At 65.5% G+C, this 15,222-nt stretch carries 15 protein-coding genes; 11 read left to right on the top strand and 4 right to left on the bottom strand.

The annotated features are described in order from the left end of the window. Positions 1–4 precede the first annotated feature (4 nt). From BHE01S_RS25045 to BHE01S_RS25095, 11 genes are all read left to right on the top strand, one after another. Positions 5–298, top strand: coding sequence for a hypothetical protein (locus BHE01S_RS25045; RefSeq protein ID WP_042268712.1), 294 nt, complete (start codon positions 5–7; stop codon positions 296–298). 64 nt (positions 299–362) lie between these two features. Then, a complete protein-coding gene (locus tag BHE01S_RS25050) occupies positions 363–1,571 on the top strand; it encodes an AAA family ATPase (protein WP_042268713.1) in 1,209 nt (402 codons plus the stop codon). Between the two features lie 12 nt (positions 1,572–1,583). Beyond that, positions 1,584–2,975: a CpaF family protein gene (locus tag BHE01S_RS25055; protein ID WP_042268714.1), complete on the top strand. Its 1,392-nt coding sequence runs from the start codon at positions 1,584–1,586 to the stop codon at positions 2,973–2,975. 31 nt (positions 2,976–3,006) lie between these two features. Then, positions 3,007–3,984: a type II secretion system F family protein gene (locus tag BHE01S_RS25060; RefSeq protein ID WP_042268715.1), complete on the top strand. Its 978-nt coding sequence runs from the start codon at positions 3,007–3,009 to the stop codon at positions 3,982–3,984. 45 nt (positions 3,985–4,029) lie between these two features. Then, the gene (locus BHE01S_RS25065) at positions 4,030–4,998 is read left to right on the top strand and encodes a type II secretion system F family protein (RefSeq protein WP_042268716.1); all 969 of its coding nucleotides are present in this window, start codon (positions 4,030–4,032) and stop codon (positions 4,996–4,998) included. 182 nt (positions 4,999–5,180) lie between these two features. Next, complete coding sequence (locus BHE01S_RS25070) at positions 5,181–5,558, top strand: TadE family protein (protein ID WP_322787330.1); 378 nt, start codon at positions 5,181–5,183, stop codon at positions 5,556–5,558. 48 nt (positions 5,559–5,606) lie between these two features. Continuing rightward, positions 5,607–6,689, top strand: a complete 1,083-nt coding sequence (locus tag BHE01S_RS25075; protein WP_245639853.1) for a pilus assembly protein TadG-related protein — start codon at positions 5,607–5,609, stop codon at positions 6,687–6,689. A gap of 181 nt (positions 6,690–6,870) precedes the next feature. Beyond that, positions 6,871–7,872, top strand: coding sequence for a lipopolysaccharide heptosyltransferase I (gene waaC / locus BHE01S_RS25080; RefSeq protein ID WP_245639854.1), 1,002 nt, complete (start codon positions 6,871–6,873; stop codon positions 7,870–7,872). A 190-nt stretch (positions 7,873–8,062) separates the two neighbouring features. Continuing rightward, complete coding sequence (locus BHE01S_RS25085) at positions 8,063–8,947, top strand: Kdo hydroxylase family protein (RefSeq protein ID WP_042268719.1); 885 nt, start codon at positions 8,063–8,065, stop codon at positions 8,945–8,947. Between the two features lie 109 nt (positions 8,948–9,056). Continuing rightward, positions 9,057–10,364, top strand: coding sequence for a lipid IV(A) 3-deoxy-D-manno-octulosonic acid transferase (gene waaA / locus BHE01S_RS25090; protein ID WP_042268720.1), 1,308 nt, complete (start codon positions 9,057–9,059; stop codon positions 10,362–10,364). A 66-nt stretch (positions 10,365–10,430) separates the two neighbouring features. Continuing rightward, the gene (locus BHE01S_RS25095; protein WP_167337708.1) at positions 10,431–11,474 is read left to right on the top strand and encodes a CgeB family protein; all 1,044 of its coding nucleotides are present in this window, start codon (positions 10,431–10,433) and stop codon (positions 11,472–11,474) included. Between the two features lie 10 nt (positions 11,475–11,484). Here the strand turns inward: BHE01S_RS25095 and ureG are convergent, their stop codons facing one another. The 4 genes from ureG to ureC are packed head-to-tail and all read right to left on the bottom strand — an operon-like array spanning position 11,485 to position 15,219. Further along, positions 11,485–12,144: an urease accessory protein UreG gene (gene ureG, locus BHE01S_RS25100; RefSeq protein ID WP_042268722.1), complete on the bottom strand. Its 660-nt coding sequence runs from the start codon at positions 12,142–12,144 to the stop codon at positions 11,485–11,487. A gap of 14 nt (positions 12,145–12,158) precedes the next feature. After that, complete coding sequence (locus tag BHE01S_RS25105; RefSeq protein WP_042268747.1) at positions 12,159–12,839, bottom strand: urease accessory protein UreF; 681 nt, start codon at positions 12,837–12,839, stop codon at positions 12,159–12,161. Beyond that, entirely contained in the window at positions 12,826–13,491 is a 666-nt protein-coding gene (ureE, locus tag BHE01S_RS25110; RefSeq protein WP_042268723.1) for an urease accessory protein UreE, read from the bottom strand. The genes BHE01S_RS25105 and ureE overlap by 14 nt, the downstream gene beginning before the upstream one ends. Before the next feature lie 9 nt (positions 13,492–13,500). Continuing rightward, on the bottom strand, positions 13,501–15,219 hold the full coding sequence (ureC, locus tag BHE01S_RS25115; RefSeq protein ID WP_042268724.1) for an urease subunit alpha: 1,719 nt from the start codon (positions 15,217–15,219) through the stop codon (positions 13,501–13,503). Positions 15,220–15,222: the final 3 nt, after the last annotated feature.

A 15,222-nucleotide genomic window follows, 5' to 3' on the forward strand; every position in this document is an offset into this window, starting at 1 on the left:
CAAAATGAAACTCGAAAACTTTGCATTCGTTCGCCGGTTCCTGCTGATCGCACCGCTCGTCGCGGCGCTCGGCGGCTGCATGACCAGCTCGCCGATCTGGGAGGCGCACTTCGGGCAAGCCGTGCGCCACTCGATGCAGGCGCAAATCATCGACCCGGACGCAGGCCGACACGCATCGCAGCCAGGCGTGGACGGCAAGTCGGCGGCATCGGCGATGGATAACTATGACAAGTCGTTCCAGCATCCGGTGACATCTGCGAACCCCTACACGATTGGTGTGAGCAGCGGTAGCCAATGAGCGGTGTCAAGCACACGCGCGCGCAACTGGCCGGAGAAGGAAACAACAGCGGGGACATACGATCATGATCGACATACTCATTACCTCGACAGACGCAGAGCGGCTTGCGCAGATCATGCGCACGATTGCGGGATGCGGCCCGTACCGCACGACGCGTAGTGTCGGCACGCCGTTCGATCTCGTCGAGCGCGGCGACACGCTCGACGCGTTCGATGTCCTGATCGTCGACGCGCGGGGTTTGCAGGAGGCCCAGTTGCCTTCCGTGAGCGAGCTGTGCCGTCGCTGCGAACGGCTCACATGCATTCTGCTGATTCCGGAGGCTTCGCCTGACGAACTCATCGCGGCAATGCGCGCGGGCTTTCGCGACGTCGTCACGGGGCCGCCGGACGGCCGCACGATCGGCGAAGCGCTGCAGCGTGCAATCGGTCAGCGTGCGCATGGGAGCACGCGCGCGTCGCGCATCGTGTCGTTCATGTCGTGCAAGGGCGGCGTGGGGACGAGCTTCATCGCGGCGAACGTCGCGCATATCGTCTCGCAGACGCAGGACCGGCGCGTGCTGCTGATCGACCTGAACCAGCTCTACGCTGACGCGGCGTTTCTCGTGACGGCGGAGACGCCGCCCTCGACGCTTCCGCAGCTGTGCGCCGAAGTCGACCGCATGGACGTGGCGCTCTTCGAGGCGAGCGTGATGCATGCAGCGGAGAACTTCGACATCCTCGCGGGCGCGGGCGATCCGATCAAGGCGGGCGAGATGCGTCAGGACAGGCTCGAATGGGTGCTCGGCGTCGCCGCGCCCCGTTACGACTGTGTGATCCTCGATCTCGGCCAGACGATCAATCCGCTTTCCATGCTCGCGCTCGATCGCAGCGACGAGATCCACGTCGTCCTGCAGGCGAGCATGCCGCATCTTCAGGCGGGACGCCGCTTGCAGGAGATCCTGCACTCGCTCGGCTACGGGCCGGATCGCTTGCGCCTGCTCCTGAACCGCCAGACGCGTCACGGCGAGCGCGTGCGCGAGGCCGCCGACAGCGTGCTCGCCATGAAGCCGTTCCTCGTCATTCCCGACGACGCGCGCGCCGTTGCCGAAGCCGTCAATCAGGGGGTGCCGATTGCCGTGGCAGCGCCCGGCAGCGCGGTGACGCGTTGCCTGCGCACGCTGGCGTCGAGCGTCGCGCTACCCAACGCGACCGGTGCGGCCGCGCGGGGCAAGGGCGAGTCGCTGTTCGCGCGCATGCTCGGGCGCCAGGCGCCGGCCAAACTCGGATTGATGTAAAGGAGAAAAGTCATGTCTCTTCGCGAGCAGATCTTTGCGCAGCGCCTCGAACCGACGATCGTCGAGCGCACCGATACGGGCGGCGGCGCCGCCACGGCCCCGGCGACGCCGTCCCGGGTGAAGACCGAGGCGTACCAGAAGCTGAAATACGACACGCATCATGCCGTGCTCGAGCGGGTGGAACTCGAGCGTCTCTCACGCATGCCGCAGGAACAGATTCGCAGCGAGATCAACGCGCTCGTGGGCCGCATACTCGAAGAGCAGAAGGCGCTTGCGAACGACCTCGAACGCAAGCAGCTGGCCATCGACGTGTACGACGAGATGTTCGGCTTCGGTCCGCTCGAGCCGCTGCTGCGCGACCCCACCGTTTCGGACATTCTCGTGAACACGTGGTGCCAGACTTACGTGGAGCGCCGCGGCAAGCTCGAACTCACCGACGTCAACTTCTACGACGACGCCCATCTCATGAAGGTGATCGAAAAGATCGTCTCGCGGGTGGGGCGGCGCATCGATGAATCGAGTCCGATGGTGGACGCGCGTCTGCCCGATGGCTCGCGCGTGAACGCCATCATTCCGCCTTCGGCCGTGGACGGTCCGCTCGTGTCGATCCGGCGTTTTGCGGTCAAGCCGCTGCTGGTCGCCGACCTGATCGAGCTGCAAACGCTCACGCCGCCCATGGCTCAGGTGCTGGAGGGCCTCGCACGCGCCAAGGTCAACATTCTCGTTTCCGGCGGCACCGGCAGCGGCAAGACGACCATGCTCAATGTGCTCTCGGGCTTCATTCCGAACGATGAGCGCATCGTGACGATCGAGGACGCGGCCGAACTTCAGCTGCGCCAGGATCACGTGCTGCGGCTCGAAACGCGTCCGCCGAACATCGAAGGCAAAGGCGAGATCACTCAGCGCGCGCTCGTGCGCAACGCGCTGCGTATGCGTCCCGACCGCATCATCCTCGGCGAGGTGCGCGGCGCGGAAGCGCTCGACATGCTCAACGCGATGAACACCGGCCACGAAGGCTCGCTCGCGACGATCCACGCCAACACGCCGCGCGATGCGCTCACGCGCCTCGAGAACATGATCAGCCTGGGGGGCCTCGCCTTGCCGCCGCGCACGATGCGCCATCAGATCTCCTCCGCGATCTCGGTGGTCGTGCAGGCCGCGCGCCTGACCGATGGCCGCCGCAAGATCGTGAGTATTTCGGAGCTCACCGGCATGGAGGGCGACATCATCAACATGCAGGAGATCTTTACGTTCAAGCGCACCGGCATGGACTCGAATGGCAACGTGCGCGGCCACTTCTGTGCGACTGGCGTGCGGCCGAAATTCTGCGAGCGCTTCGCGGCGTTTGGCGTGAACCTGCCCGAGCAGATTTTCGATCCGGGCCGCCGTTACGACACGGTCTGACATTTACGACGTTCATCCGGGGGAGCGTGGCATGAGTACAACCTTCATTCTGGCGATTCTGCTGCTCTTCGTAGCGGTAGTGCTTGCCAGCCAGGGCGCGTGGGAATGGTGGAACAGCCGGCATGGCGCCGTTGCGCGCCGCCTCGAATCGCGCATCGAGGCCGTGGCGACGGGCGGCGTGGGGCGCAAGGAGGCGATGTCCATCCTCAAGGCGCGCAAGCTCGATGGCTCGACGTTTGGCCAGCGCATGCTGCTGCTCATTCCCGGCATTCGCTCGTTCGAGGCGTGGGTGCAGCAGTCTGGCATCAGCTGGACGGCCTCACGCGTCATCGCGATGTGCGCGCTCATGCCGGTCGTCGTAATCGTCGCGGGGATGTTCATTCATGTGCCGCTCGCCATGCTGGCATCCGCTGCCGCGTCGTCCACGCTGATGCCGTTGACGTACGTGCGCTACAGGCGCACGAAGCGGATGCGGCGCTTCCAGAAGCAGTTGCCCGACGCCTGCGACATGCTTGCGCGCGCGTTGCGCTCGGGCCATGCGTTCTCCGGCGCGATCGACCTGGTCGGCACCGAGTTCGCCGACCCGATGGGCGCCGAGTTCCGCACCACGTTCGACGAGATCAACTATGGCGTGTCGCTCAACGAGGCGTTGACGGCGCTGGCGCAGCGCGTGCCGGTGGGGGATCTGCGCTATCTCGTCATCGCCGTGCTGATCCAGCGCGAGACGGGCGGCAACCTGGCCGAGTTGCTCGACGGCATTGCGGGCCTCGTGCGCGAGCGCTTCAAACTGTTCGACAAGGTGCGTGTGCTCGCCGCGGAGGGGGTTCTCTCGGCGCGGGTGCTGGGTCTGCTGCCGGTGGTCACGGGTGGGGCCATCTCCCTCGTGAATCCGGACTTTCTCGAAGTGCTGTGGCGCGACCCGGCAGGCGTGATGATGCTTCAAGCCGGTAGCGCGCTACTGGCGGCCGGGATGTTCTGGGGGCGGCGCATCGTGCGGATTCGTGTCTGACGACGCCATGTCTCGCACCATCGACAAAATTCCAAAGGGGGAGCCATGTTAGCGCTCGATTCGACACGGTTGTTGTTGCTGGTTTGTCTCTTTGCCTGCGTATTCGGCCTGTCGTTGGCCGGCATGTATGTCCTTGCACCCAGGACCATGCGCCGGCGCATCGAACAAGTGGGCGGCGGTCGCGGCGCGCCTGTTCCCGGTGCGCAGCCGGATGCCACCAGCGAGGCCTGGTATGAAAAGCTCGTGCAGATTTCCGAGCCGCTTTCCCGGCTCTCGACGCCTAAGGAAGGCTGGGAGGTCTCGGCGCTGCGCGTACGGCTGATGAATGCGGGCTGGCGCTCGCCGGGTGCCGTGGCGATTTTCTTCGGCACTCGCACGGTGCTGGCGCTGTTGCTGCCTACGCTTGCGGCCATGTGGTTGATTAGCGGCGGCGGAGCGGCGAGTTCGGTTACGCGTTTCGCGGTGGTTCTCGTGTCGCTTGTGGTGTTTGGCTACTACCTGCCGGGTCTGGTGCTCGCGCGCTTCGTCGCGCAGCGCAAGCGGGCGATTTTCGAGGACTTCCCCGACGCCATCGATCTGCTGACGGTCTGCGTCGAGGCGGGCCTCGGTCTCGATGCGGCGCTAATGCGCGTGGCGGAGGAAATCAGGTTGCGCAGCGCGGTCGTCGCCGACGAACTGGATCTCACGCTCCTCGAAATGCGCTCGGGTTACTCGAAGGAAAAAGCGTTGCGCAACCTCGCCATGCGCACGGGTGTTGAAGATGTCGACTCCTTCAGCACGATGCTCATCCAGGCGGAGCGTTTCGGCACGAGCATCGGCGATTCGCTGCGCGTGCTCTCGGATACGCTGCGCACGCGCCGGCGCATGCTTGCAGAAGAAAAGGCCGCGAAAATCGCGCTCAAGCTGCTGTTTCCGCTGATGTTCTGCATTTTTCCGGCGCTGATGGTGGTGCTGATGGGGCCGGCGATGCTGCATATCTATCGGACGATGCTGCCGACCATGAACGGCGGCTAGCGGGCGGCCGGAGCATTTGGCAGAAACAGACCAGGCCCTGTACGGGTGATTCAATCGGGGGAGTTATGAAAACAGCAAAGACCGGCGCGGCGGCGCTTCCGTTACGCGCGGGACGGGGAAAAGGGCGCGCAGGGAGCCCGTGGCGTGGACGCAGCCGGCACGCGCAGCGCGGCGTGGCTGCGGTGGAGTTTGCCCTCGTGCTGCCGGTGCTGCTGATCTTGCTGTTCGGCATCATCGAAATGGGCTTGTTCCTTTACGACAAGGCCGTGATCACCAATGCCGCCCGGGAAGGCGCCCGCGCCGGAGTCGTGCTGAAGAGCCCGAAGCCCACCGCAAGCGACGTTCAGACGGTCGTGACGAACTACACGTCGAGCTATCTGCTGACGTTCGGTCAGCAGAATACGCCGGTGGTCGTCACGACCGGCGCCGGCGGCAATTTCGGTCAACCGCTTTCCGTGACCGTCTCCTATCAGTACAACGGTTTGGCTCTGGGACGGATGGTGGCGCCCATCACGGGTGCAATTACGCTGTCCGCCACAACCGTCATGAACAACGAATAAAGGGGGGCAATCATGCGCACGGGGAGCAGAAGGAAGCAAAAAGGGGCAGTGGCCATCACGGTCGCGGTGTTCATGATCTTTCTGTTGGGAACCGCGGCGCTGGCCGTCGACATCGGCAATCTGATGGTCGCCCGAAACGAACTGCAGAATGCCGCCGATGCGGCCGCGCTTGCCGGTGCAGGGTGCCTGAAGCCGCGTACCGAGTGCAGCAACAGCACCGCGACCCAGCCGGATTTCACGACGGCCTCAGCGACGGCGTCGACGTTCTCGACCTCGACTTCGACCAACCGGGTGCAGGGTGCCTATGTGCAGACGAGTACGGTCGCGACCGGATACTGGAACGCTACGGGAACGCCATACGGCCTCGAGGCGTTGCCGTTCACACCGGGAGCGAACGACCTGGCTGCGGTGCAGGTGACGATCCGCAAAGACGGCTCGAACGCGAACGGATCGGTGAGAGGCTTTCTGAGCAGCGTGTTCGGCGTCAATATCCTCAAAGCCAGCGCGGTAGCGACAGCCGTCCTGTCTTCGCCTGGCAATGTGGGACCAGGCGGGCTGTTTCCATTGGCGATGTCGCAGTGCCTATACAACAATTACTGGAATTCGTCGACCAATTCGCCCAAGCTCTCGCCCACCAGCGGCAACGTGTCCGGCTTCTCGACGCCTCAGGTTGCGGGGCAGCCGTACATCTTCCAGATCGGATCCAGTTATCAGTACGGCACCTGTCAATCCGGCCAATGGACGACGTTCAATTCCAGTAATAACAGCGCCAGCTATGCCACTGGCCTGTTGACCAGCGGCAACAGCACCACGTTCTCGGTCGGGGCTTCTCCTGGGACGTGGATCCAGACGGGCGAGGAAAACTCGGTCTTCAAGAATGCTGCCGCCTGCAGCGCTGCGGGCAATGGGCAATGCGCATGGGCGACGGTGGTCGTGGTGAACGATCCGACGACGAGCGGGTTTCAGCCGGTCCTGGCTTTCGCCTGCCTGCACATTCTCGATGCCAATAACGGTTCCACGCCTTATGTGCTCGTGCAGATGTCCAACGACATGAGCCACTGCGAGACAGCCAATTCGGGAGGGGTGGGGCCGAGTTACGGGGCTTACACACCGCCGAGACTGGTCCAGTAAGGACAGGTTGCCGCAGTGCCGGCGCCTCGCCATTGCGCGTGCCGGCGTTTTGCCCCTCTTCAATGCCTTTCGGGGGGTGCCGATTTCCGCACCCATGCTCACCCTTTCCCCCACTTTTTCGCTTGACTTCGCCCGGCGCGCTAAAATTGCGGACCTTTTTAATTCGTCCGCACCAAGAGCCTTGAGCGTGCAAAAGATCCTCATCGTGCGCGTGTCGTCGCTTGGCGACGTCGTCCACAACATGCCCGCCATCGCCGATATCCGGCGGCGGTACCCCGACGCCCAGATCGACTGGCTCGTCGAAGAGAGCTTCCAGTCGCTCGTCGAGCTCGTGGAGGGCGTGCGCCGCGCGATTCCGTTTTCGCTGCGCCGCTGGCGCAAGGGGCTCTTGTCGAGCGCCAACTGGCGCGAGATCGGCGCGTTTCGCCGTGCGCTCGCGGCCGAGAAGTACGACCTCGTGATCGACTGCCAGGGGCTCATCAAGACGGCCTGGGTGGCGAGCTGGGCGCGCGGGCCGCTCGTCGGCCTCGGCAACCGCACCGACGGCGCGGGCTACGAATGGCCCGTGCGCTTCTTCTACGACCGCTCGATCCGCATCGAGCCGCGCACCCACGTGGTCGAGCGCACGCGCCAGCTGGTTGCGGGCGCGCTCGACCTCCCGCCGCCCTCCAGCGCCGACGACATCGACTTCGGTCTCGACACCTACCGCGCCGCCCAGGCGCTCGCGGAAGTCGGGCTGAATCTGCCGGTGCCCTACGTGGTGTTCGTGCACGCCACGTCGCGCGCCGACAAGCAGTGGCCCGACCCGCACTGGATCGAACTGGGCCAGGCGCTCGTGCGGCGCGGCGCGTCGCTCGTGCTGCCCTGGGGCAGCGAGGCCGAGCGCGCCACGAGCGAGCGCCTCGCGCGCGAATTCGGCGAAGCGGCGATCGTGCCGCCCAGGCTCTCGCTGCCTGCCGTGGTGGGCCTCATCGACGGCGCAGCGGCCACGGTGGGCGTGGACACCGGGCTCGTGCACATCGCGGCGGCGCTGAAGCGCCCGAGCGTCGAGTTGTACAATTTCGCGACCGCCTGGCGCACGGGCGGCTACTGGTCGCCGAACGTCGTCAATCTGGGCACGGCAGGCCAGCCGCCAACGCTCGCGCAGGTGAAGGGCGCGCTGGCGGGCTTCGGGCTGCTGTAGCGGCGCGGCCGCGGCGCAGGCGCCTGACCGACTGAGGGGCTGCGGCGCGTCAAGGCGCACTCCGGAGGCTGCGGGTATAAGAATCGGCGCTCACGAGGGTGCACAAACGTGCACGAGCGAGCGCCAGGGCCTGGCCGGCATGGGCCCACACCGGCAGGCAATCAGATCCATCGCTTCCAGGGGCGACCAAATGAACGAATCCCAGATCATCGAAATCACTTCCGCCGACTGGCACGGCCAGCAGCTCTCGCAACCGCGCGAGACGCTGCTAAACGCCGTCGAGCAGGGCAAGGTGCTGTATTTTCCGAACCTGGCCTTTGCGATCGAAGGCGGCGAGCGCGCGCTGCTCGACCCCGCGATCGCCGACCCCAAGCGCAAGAACATCAGCCTCGACCCGAACGGCGGCGCGCTGCACGGTGTGCTCGGCGACACCGTCACGCAGACGGCGGTGCGCGCGTTGATCGCGCGTTACCAGACGTGCGCTCGCACGCTGGTGGACGGCCTCTTTCCCGAGTACACCGGCAAGCTGCGTGTGGCGCCCACGAGCCTGCGCCTGCATCAGGTGGAAACGCGCCAGACTTCGTGGCGCAAGGACGATTCGCGCCTGCACGTGGATGCCTTCCCCTCGCGTCCGAACTACGGCGAGCGCATCCTGCGCGTGTTCACCAACGTCAACCCGAACGGCGTGCCGCGCGTGTGGCGCGTGGGCGAGCCGTTCGAGGACATGGCAAAGCGCTTCCTGCCCAACATCAAGCCGCAGTTTCCGGGCTCGGCATGGCTGCAGAATCTGCTGCACATCACGAAGTCGCCTCGCAGCGAGTACGACCATCTGATGCTCAATCTCCACGACGGCATGAAGGCCGATCTCGGCTATCAGCAGTCGAGCCCGCAGGAGACCATCGGCTTTCCGCCGGGCAGCGTGTGGGTGTGCTTCTCCGATCACACGTCGCACGCCGTGATGTCCGGCCAGTTCATGATGGAGCAGACTTTCTTCCTGCCGGTGAAGGAGATGGTGCATCCCGAATGGGCGCCGCTCGGCATTCTAGAACGCCTCAAGGGCAAGGAACTGGTTTGAATCCACGCGCGATGAGCCTGCCGATCAATGTGCCAATCGACACACCAATCGACGCCTCCTGCCGCGCGGCCGCGGCGTTTCGCATGACCCCGGCCGACGCGGAGGTCCGATGCTGAGGGCGATCTATCGTGCAGCCTGGTGGCTCATTGCACCGCTCGCGGTGCTGCGGCTATTCATCCGCTCGCGCCGCGAGCGCGGCTATCGCGAACATATTGGCGAGCGTTTCGGCTATGCGGCAGGGCGCTTGCCCGAGGACGACGCGCCGCTCATCTGGGTGCATGCCGTCTCCGTGGGCGAGACCCGCGCGGCGCAGCCGCTTGTCGACGCGTTGATGGCCGCGCGGCCCGACGCACGCGTTCTGCTCACGCACATGACGCCAGGCGGCCGCGCCGCCGGCGAGCAGCTCTTCGGCGATCGCGTGCTGCGCTGCTACCTCCCGTACGACATGCCCCATGCGGTGCGGCGCTTCCTGCACGCATGGCGGCCATCACTTGGTCTCGTGATGGAGACCGAGGTCTGGCCGACACTCATCGACGAATGCAAGCGCGCCGACATGCCGCTCGTGCTGACCAACGCGCGTATGTCCGCGCGCTCGTTCAGGCGTGCGGCGAAGTTCGGCGCGGGCGCGCGCGAGGTGTTCGGCGGCTTCACGCGCGTACTCGCTCAAAGTCCATCGGATGCGGAGCGCCTCACCGCGCTCGGCGCGCGCAACGTGGCGGTGCTCGGCAACCTCAAGTTCGACATGGCGAGCCCGCCGGCGCTGATCGCGCGTGGCCGCGAGTGGCGGCGCGCGATCGGCGAGCGGCCGGTGTGGGTGGCGGCGAGCACGCGCGAAGGTGAAGAGGAACTCGTGCTGCAGGCCTTCGCGGCACTCGATGTACCGGACGCGCTGCTGATCCTCGTGCCGCGCCATCCGCAGCGCTTCGACGAAGTGGCGGCGCTCGTGGAGCGCAGGAACTTCAAGGTCGAGCGGCGCTCGCGCTGGGCGCCGGCCGCGGCTGCCGCGGCCTCTGCGCATGCGGGCGTGCGCGTGTTGCCGCAGGACGTAAGCGTGCTGCTCGGCGACTCGATGGGGGAGATGGGCGCTTACTACGCTGCCGCCGATCTCGCGTTCATTGGCGGCAGTCTCTTGCCGCTCGGCGGGCAGAACCTGATCGAAGCGTGTGCTGTTGGCGTACCGGTCCTGATCGGGCCGCACGTGTTCAATTTCACCCAGGCCACCGCCGACGCCACGGCCGCGGGCGCGGCCCTTCAGGTTCAGGACCCCGCCGATCTCGCGCGCGCCTTGCGCGAACTCTTCCACGACAGACCGCGCCGGGTCGCCATGGGTGCAGCCGCGGCGGCGTTTGCGTCACGCCACCGCGGCGCGACGGCGCGCACGGTGGATGTTGTGCAGGCGCTCGTCCCGGATGCATAAATTCGCGTGCAGCAGCGCATGCGCAAGGCGCACAACGACAACATGGACACTGCTGGACAGGCGCCTATGACGAAGACGATCTCGCGAATCCTCATCGCGCATCCCCGCTTTCCGCCGTTGGCTGAAGACTACGCCGATGCTTTCGAGAAGGCTGGTGTGGAGGCGAAGACCTTCATCATCGAGGATCATGTCCACTGGGCCTACCGCTATGTTTTTCGCAGGATCAACAAGCTCGCCCGTACGCTTCGCCTTGTCCCAAGAGGGACGGATTTGTTCCGCAAGCATCACCTGGGCGAGGTAAACTATCTGGCGACCCGGCTCAGCGAAGAAGTGGCTGCCTATAAGCCCGATGTCGTGTTTTGCATTCATGGCAAAAGAGCCGAAATCTTCCAGCTGCGGGAATCAAAAGTCACGAAGGCAGGCTGGTGGGTCGAGCAAAACGACAACTGGTCCGAAGTGGAACGGGCCACGCGCGACTTTGACTTCTACTTTGCATTCGCACCCGCTGTCGTCGAGGCGATTCAGTCGCACGGCCGCGAGGCTCGCTACTTGCCGCACGGTGCCAATGTTCGTCAGCATTACCCGATTGCCGGCAGTACGAAGGAGATCGACCTGGTATTCCTCGGTGCCTGGAGTCCGTGGCGCGATCAGGTCATTGCCAGCGCATTCGAGGTGACTCAGGACATCGCGCTATATGGACATTCGTGGATCAAGAAAAGCCGGCTGCCACGCGATATGCTGCGCCGTATCCACAAAGGCGATCGAATCCTCGGTGCGCCTCTGAATGCGCTTCACAACAAGGCACGTGTGGTCCTCAATGCGGACCGGACGGTCAGGCTCGGCCTGAACATGAGGTATTTCGAGGTGCTCGCCAGCCGGTCATGCCTGTTGACGGATAACGCCCGGGATCTTCACAACTATTTCACCGACAACGAGCATTTGTGCGTCTATCAGGATCTCGAGGACATGCAGCGAAAGCTGCGATGGCTCCTCGACAACGAGGACGAGCGTTTGCGAATCAGCGCAAATGGTTTCCGGGAAGTGGTACAGCGCCATACTTGCGACCATCGGGTTCAGGCGTTGCTCGCGACGTTCAGCGCAGTGCGTTGACGGGGTGACGTCAACGTGCTGACGCGTTGTCCGTGACGAGCAGGCCGCGCTTTTCAATGAACGCGATCACCTCGCCGAGCCCGTCGAGTGCCTTCAGGTTGCACATGACGAAGGGCCGCTCGCCGCGCATTTTCTTCGCGTCGGAGGCCATGACGTCGAGGTTCGCGCCCACGAGCGGCGCGAGGTCGGTCTTGTTGATGACGAGCAGATCCGACTTCGTGATGCCGGGGCCGCCCTTGCGCGGAATCTTCTCGCCGCCCGCCACGTCGATCACGTAGATCGTGAGGTCCGAAAGCTCGGGGCTGAAGGTGGCCGCGAGATTGTCGCCGCCCGATTCGATGAAGACGATGTCCGCATCGGGAAAGCGCGTGAGCATCTGGTCGACGGCTTCGAGGTTGATCGAAGCGTCTTCGCGGATCGCCGTGTGCGGGCAGCCGCCTGTTTCCACGCCCATAATGCGCTCGGCGGGCAGGGCGCCCGCGACGGTCAGCAGGCGCTGGTCTTCCTTCGTGTAGATGTCGTTGGTAATGGCGACGAGGTCGTAACGTTCGCGCATGGCCTTGCAGAGCATTTCGAGCAGGGTGGTCTTGCCGGAGCCGACGGGTCCGCCCACGCCGACGCGCAGCGGCGGCAGTTTCTTCGTTCGTTTGCTGGGTGCGTGCGAATTCATGGTTCGTGTGTATTTCAGGAGCGGAAGAGCCGCGAGTACTGCGATTCGTGGCGCGCGGAAAGCACGCCGAGCTGAGGCGCGAAAGTGTTGAGCGCCTCGGGGGGCGTCGCGAGCGCGCGCGCCACGGCTTTTTCGATTGCCGGGCGCAGTGCGACGATGATGCGCTGGCCTGCAAGCTGGCCGAGCGGCACCGCCTTGAGTGCGGCGGCCGTCTGATTTTCGATCCAGCTGAACGCATAGGCGGCGAGCGCGGCGCCCGGCGCGGCCTCGTGGCACCACGCGGCGAATGCGAAGGCCGTGGGTTGCGCAACGGGCGTCATGCGCTCCAGCGTGGCGCGCCGCTGTGCGTCGCCCCATTCGAGCTGCGCGCAGAGCTGGCGCAGCGACCAGCCCATCTGCGCGGTTTCGCGCCGTAGTTCCGCCGACTCGCGGCTCGCGACGAATTCTTCGTTCGCAACGGTCAGCGCGCGCGCGTCGTGCGTGCGCCAGCGTTCCATCTGGTGCGCCACAAAAGGCAGCTCGCCGCAGGCGAGCACGTTCGCGAGGCCGCCTGCTATCCAGTGCGCGGCGTCGTCGGCGTTCGTGACGAGTTGCGCATCGATTGCGGCTTCGAGTCCCTGCGAGTAGCTGAACGCGCCGATGGGCAGCGCCGGCGACGCGAGATGCAGCAGCGCTGTGAGCTCAGCGATGTTCATGGCTGTGGTCGTGCGCATGGCCGTCGCAATGACCGTGGTCGTGTCCGCAGCCGTGGTCGTGCGCGTGATCGTCGCCATGAGCGCGATTGTGCGAATGACCGTGCGCATGGTCGTGCGTCTGGTCGTGCGCATGCGCGTGACCATGATGCTCGTCGTACACGCGTTGCGCGAGCGCGTAGTCGTCGGCAAAGGTTTCGTCGTGGCCGTGGCGGTGGCCGCCTCCGTAAGCGCCCGATTCCGGCTGGAACGGCACCTGCACGCGCTCAACCTGCGCGCCCAGCCGCTTGAGCATGTCCTCGAGCACGGGGTCCGCTTCGAGCTTGAGTTCGTCCACGCCCACTTCCACCGGCGTATGGCGATTGCCGAGGTGGTACGCGGCGCGCGTGAGCGTGAGGCGATCGGGCGCGCGCACACGCAACACGCTTTCGCTCGCCGCGATCACGCGCACGAGGCCGCCGTCGTCGGCCACGAGCATGTCGCCGTCGCGCAGCACCGTGCCGCGCGGCAGCACCACGCCCACTTCCTCGCCCGTGTCGAGCGTGGCCGCCAGGCGGCTCTTGCAGCGCGCGTCGTAGGGCAGCGTGAGTGTGGGGGCACGCTGCATGAGCACCGGCGCGAGCTTCGCAGTGAGTCGTTTGTCGATCGTGCGCATGGCTAAACTTTAGAACAGGAAGTAACGCTGTGCCATCGGCAGCACCGTGGCGGGCTCGCAGGTGAGCCACTGGCCGTCGGCGACGACCTGGTACGTCTCGGGATCGACGCTGATGGTGGGCTGCCAGGCATTGTGAATCATGTCGGCCTTCGTCACGCTGCGGCAGTTGCGTACGGCCACCACGCGCTTTTGCAGGCCGTAGCGCTCGGGCATGCGCTTGTCGAGCGAGAGCTGCGACACGAAGGTCAGCGACGTTTGTGCGAGCGCCCGCCCGCGCGTGGCGAACATCTCGCGATAATGCACGGGCTGCGGCGTGGGAATCGAGGCGTTCGGGTCGCCCATCTGCGCGAGCGCGATCATGCCGCCCTTGAGAATCAGCGAAGGCTTGATGCCGAAGAACGCCGGCTCCCAGAACACGAGATCGGCCCACTTGCCCGGTTCGAGCGAACCCACTTCGTGCGCGATGCCGTGCGTGAGCGCCGGGTTGATCGTGTACTTCGCCACGTAGCGCTTCACGCGGAAGTTGTCGTGGCGCGCGTTGCCGGCACCCCCGTCTTCGGGCAGGGCGCCGCGCTGCACCTTCATCTTGTGCGCGGTCTGCCAGGTGCGGATGATCACTTCGCCCACCCGGCCCATCGCCTGGGAATCCGAAGAGAGCATCGACAGCGCGCCGAGATCATGGAGGATGTCCTCGGCGGCGATGGTCTCGCGGCGGATGCGCGACTCGGCAAACGCAATATCCTCGGCAATCGACGGGTCGAGGTGATGGCACACCATCAGCATGTCGAGATGCTCGTCGAGCGTGTTGATCGTGTACGGGCGTGTGGGGTTCGTCGAGGAGGGCAGCACGTTCGCTTCGCCGCACACCTTGATGATGTCGGGCGCGTGGCCGCCGCCCGCGCCTTCGGTGTGGTACGTGTGGATCGTGCGGCCCTTGAAGGCGGCCACTGTCGCTTCCACGAAGCCCGACTCGTTGAGCGTGTCGGTATGAATGGCCACCTGCGTGTCGGTCGCGTCCGCCACGCTCAGGCAGTTGTCGATGGCGGCAGGCGTCGAGCCCCAGTCCTCGTGCAGCTTCAGGCCGATCGCGCCCGCGGCGATCTGTTCTTCGGCGGGCTTCGGCAGGCTCACGTTGCCCTTGCCGAGAAAGCCGAGGTTGATCGGCCAGCCGTCCGCGGCCTGCAGCATGCGCTCCATGTGCCACGGGCCCGGCGTGCAGGTGGTGGCGTTGGTGCCCGTGGCCGGGCCCGTGCCGCCGCCCAGCATGGTCGTCACGCCCGAGGCGAGCGCTTCGTCGATCTGTTGCGGGCTGATGAAGTGGATATGCGTGTCGATGCCGCCCGCCGTGACGATCTGGCCTTCGCCCGCGATCACTTCGGTCGCGGCGCCGATGGGAATCGTCACGCCCGGCTGCACGTCGGGGTTGCCGGCCTTGCCGATCTTCCAGATGCGGCCGTCCTTGATGCCGATGTCGGCCTTCACGATGCCCCAGTGATCGACGATCACGGCGTTCGTGACGACGGTGTCCGCGACTTGCGCATGGGCTCGCTGCGACTGGCCCATGCCGTCGCGGATCACCTTGCCGCCGCCGAACTTCACTTCGTCGCCGTAGACGGTGTAGTCGCGCTCGATCTCGATGATGAGTTCGGTGTCGGCGAGACGCACGCGGTCGCCGGTGGTGGGGCCGAACATCTCCGCGTAGGCGCGGCGGCCGATCTTCAATGTCATGTC

The organism is Paraburkholderia heleia NBRC 101817, from assembly GCF_000739775.1.
Taxonomy (GTDB): Bacteria; Pseudomonadota; Gammaproteobacteria; order Burkholderiales; family Burkholderiaceae; genus Paraburkholderia; species Paraburkholderia heleia.

What these genes read in the sequence shown, in the direction of transcription:
- waaA (WP_042268720.1), top strand. Translation starts at nt 9,057, where the DNA reads ATGCTGAGGGCGATCTATCGTGCAGCCTGGTGGCTCATTGCACCGCTC.
- BHE01S_RS25105 (WP_042268747.1), bottom strand. Translation starts at nt 12,839, where the DNA reads ATGAACATCGCTGAGCTCACAGCGCTGCTGCATCTCGCGTCGCCGGCG.
- ureG (WP_042268722.1), bottom strand. Translation starts at nt 12,144, where the DNA reads ATGAATTCGCACGCACCCAGCAAACGAACGAAGAAACTGCCGCCGCTG.
- ureC (WP_042268724.1), bottom strand. Translation starts at nt 15,219, where the DNA reads ATGACATTGAAGATCGGCCGCCGCGCCTACGCGGAGATGTTCGGCCCC.
- BHE01S_RS25095 (WP_167337708.1), top strand. Translation starts at nt 10,431, where the DNA reads ATGACGAAGACGATCTCGCGAATCCTCATCGCGCATCCCCGCTTTCCG.
- BHE01S_RS25045 (WP_042268712.1), top strand. Translation starts at nt 5, where the DNA reads ATGAAACTCGAAAACTTTGCATTCGTTCGCCGGTTCCTGCTGATCGCA.
- BHE01S_RS25065 (WP_042268716.1), top strand. Translation starts at nt 4,030, where the DNA reads ATGTTAGCGCTCGATTCGACACGGTTGTTGTTGCTGGTTTGTCTCTTT.
- BHE01S_RS25085 (WP_042268719.1), top strand. Translation starts at nt 8,063, where the DNA reads ATGAACGAATCCCAGATCATCGAAATCACTTCCGCCGACTGGCACGGC.
- BHE01S_RS25055 (WP_042268714.1), top strand. Translation starts at nt 1,584, where the DNA reads ATGTCTCTTCGCGAGCAGATCTTTGCGCAGCGCCTCGAACCGACGATC.
- ureE (WP_042268723.1), bottom strand. Translation starts at nt 13,491, where the DNA reads ATGCGCACGATCGACAAACGACTCACTGCGAAGCTCGCGCCGGTGCTC.
- BHE01S_RS25060 (WP_042268715.1), top strand. Translation starts at nt 3,007, where the DNA reads ATGAGTACAACCTTCATTCTGGCGATTCTGCTGCTCTTCGTAGCGGTA.
- BHE01S_RS25050 (WP_042268713.1), top strand. Translation starts at nt 363, where the DNA reads ATGATCGACATACTCATTACCTCGACAGACGCAGAGCGGCTTGCGCAG.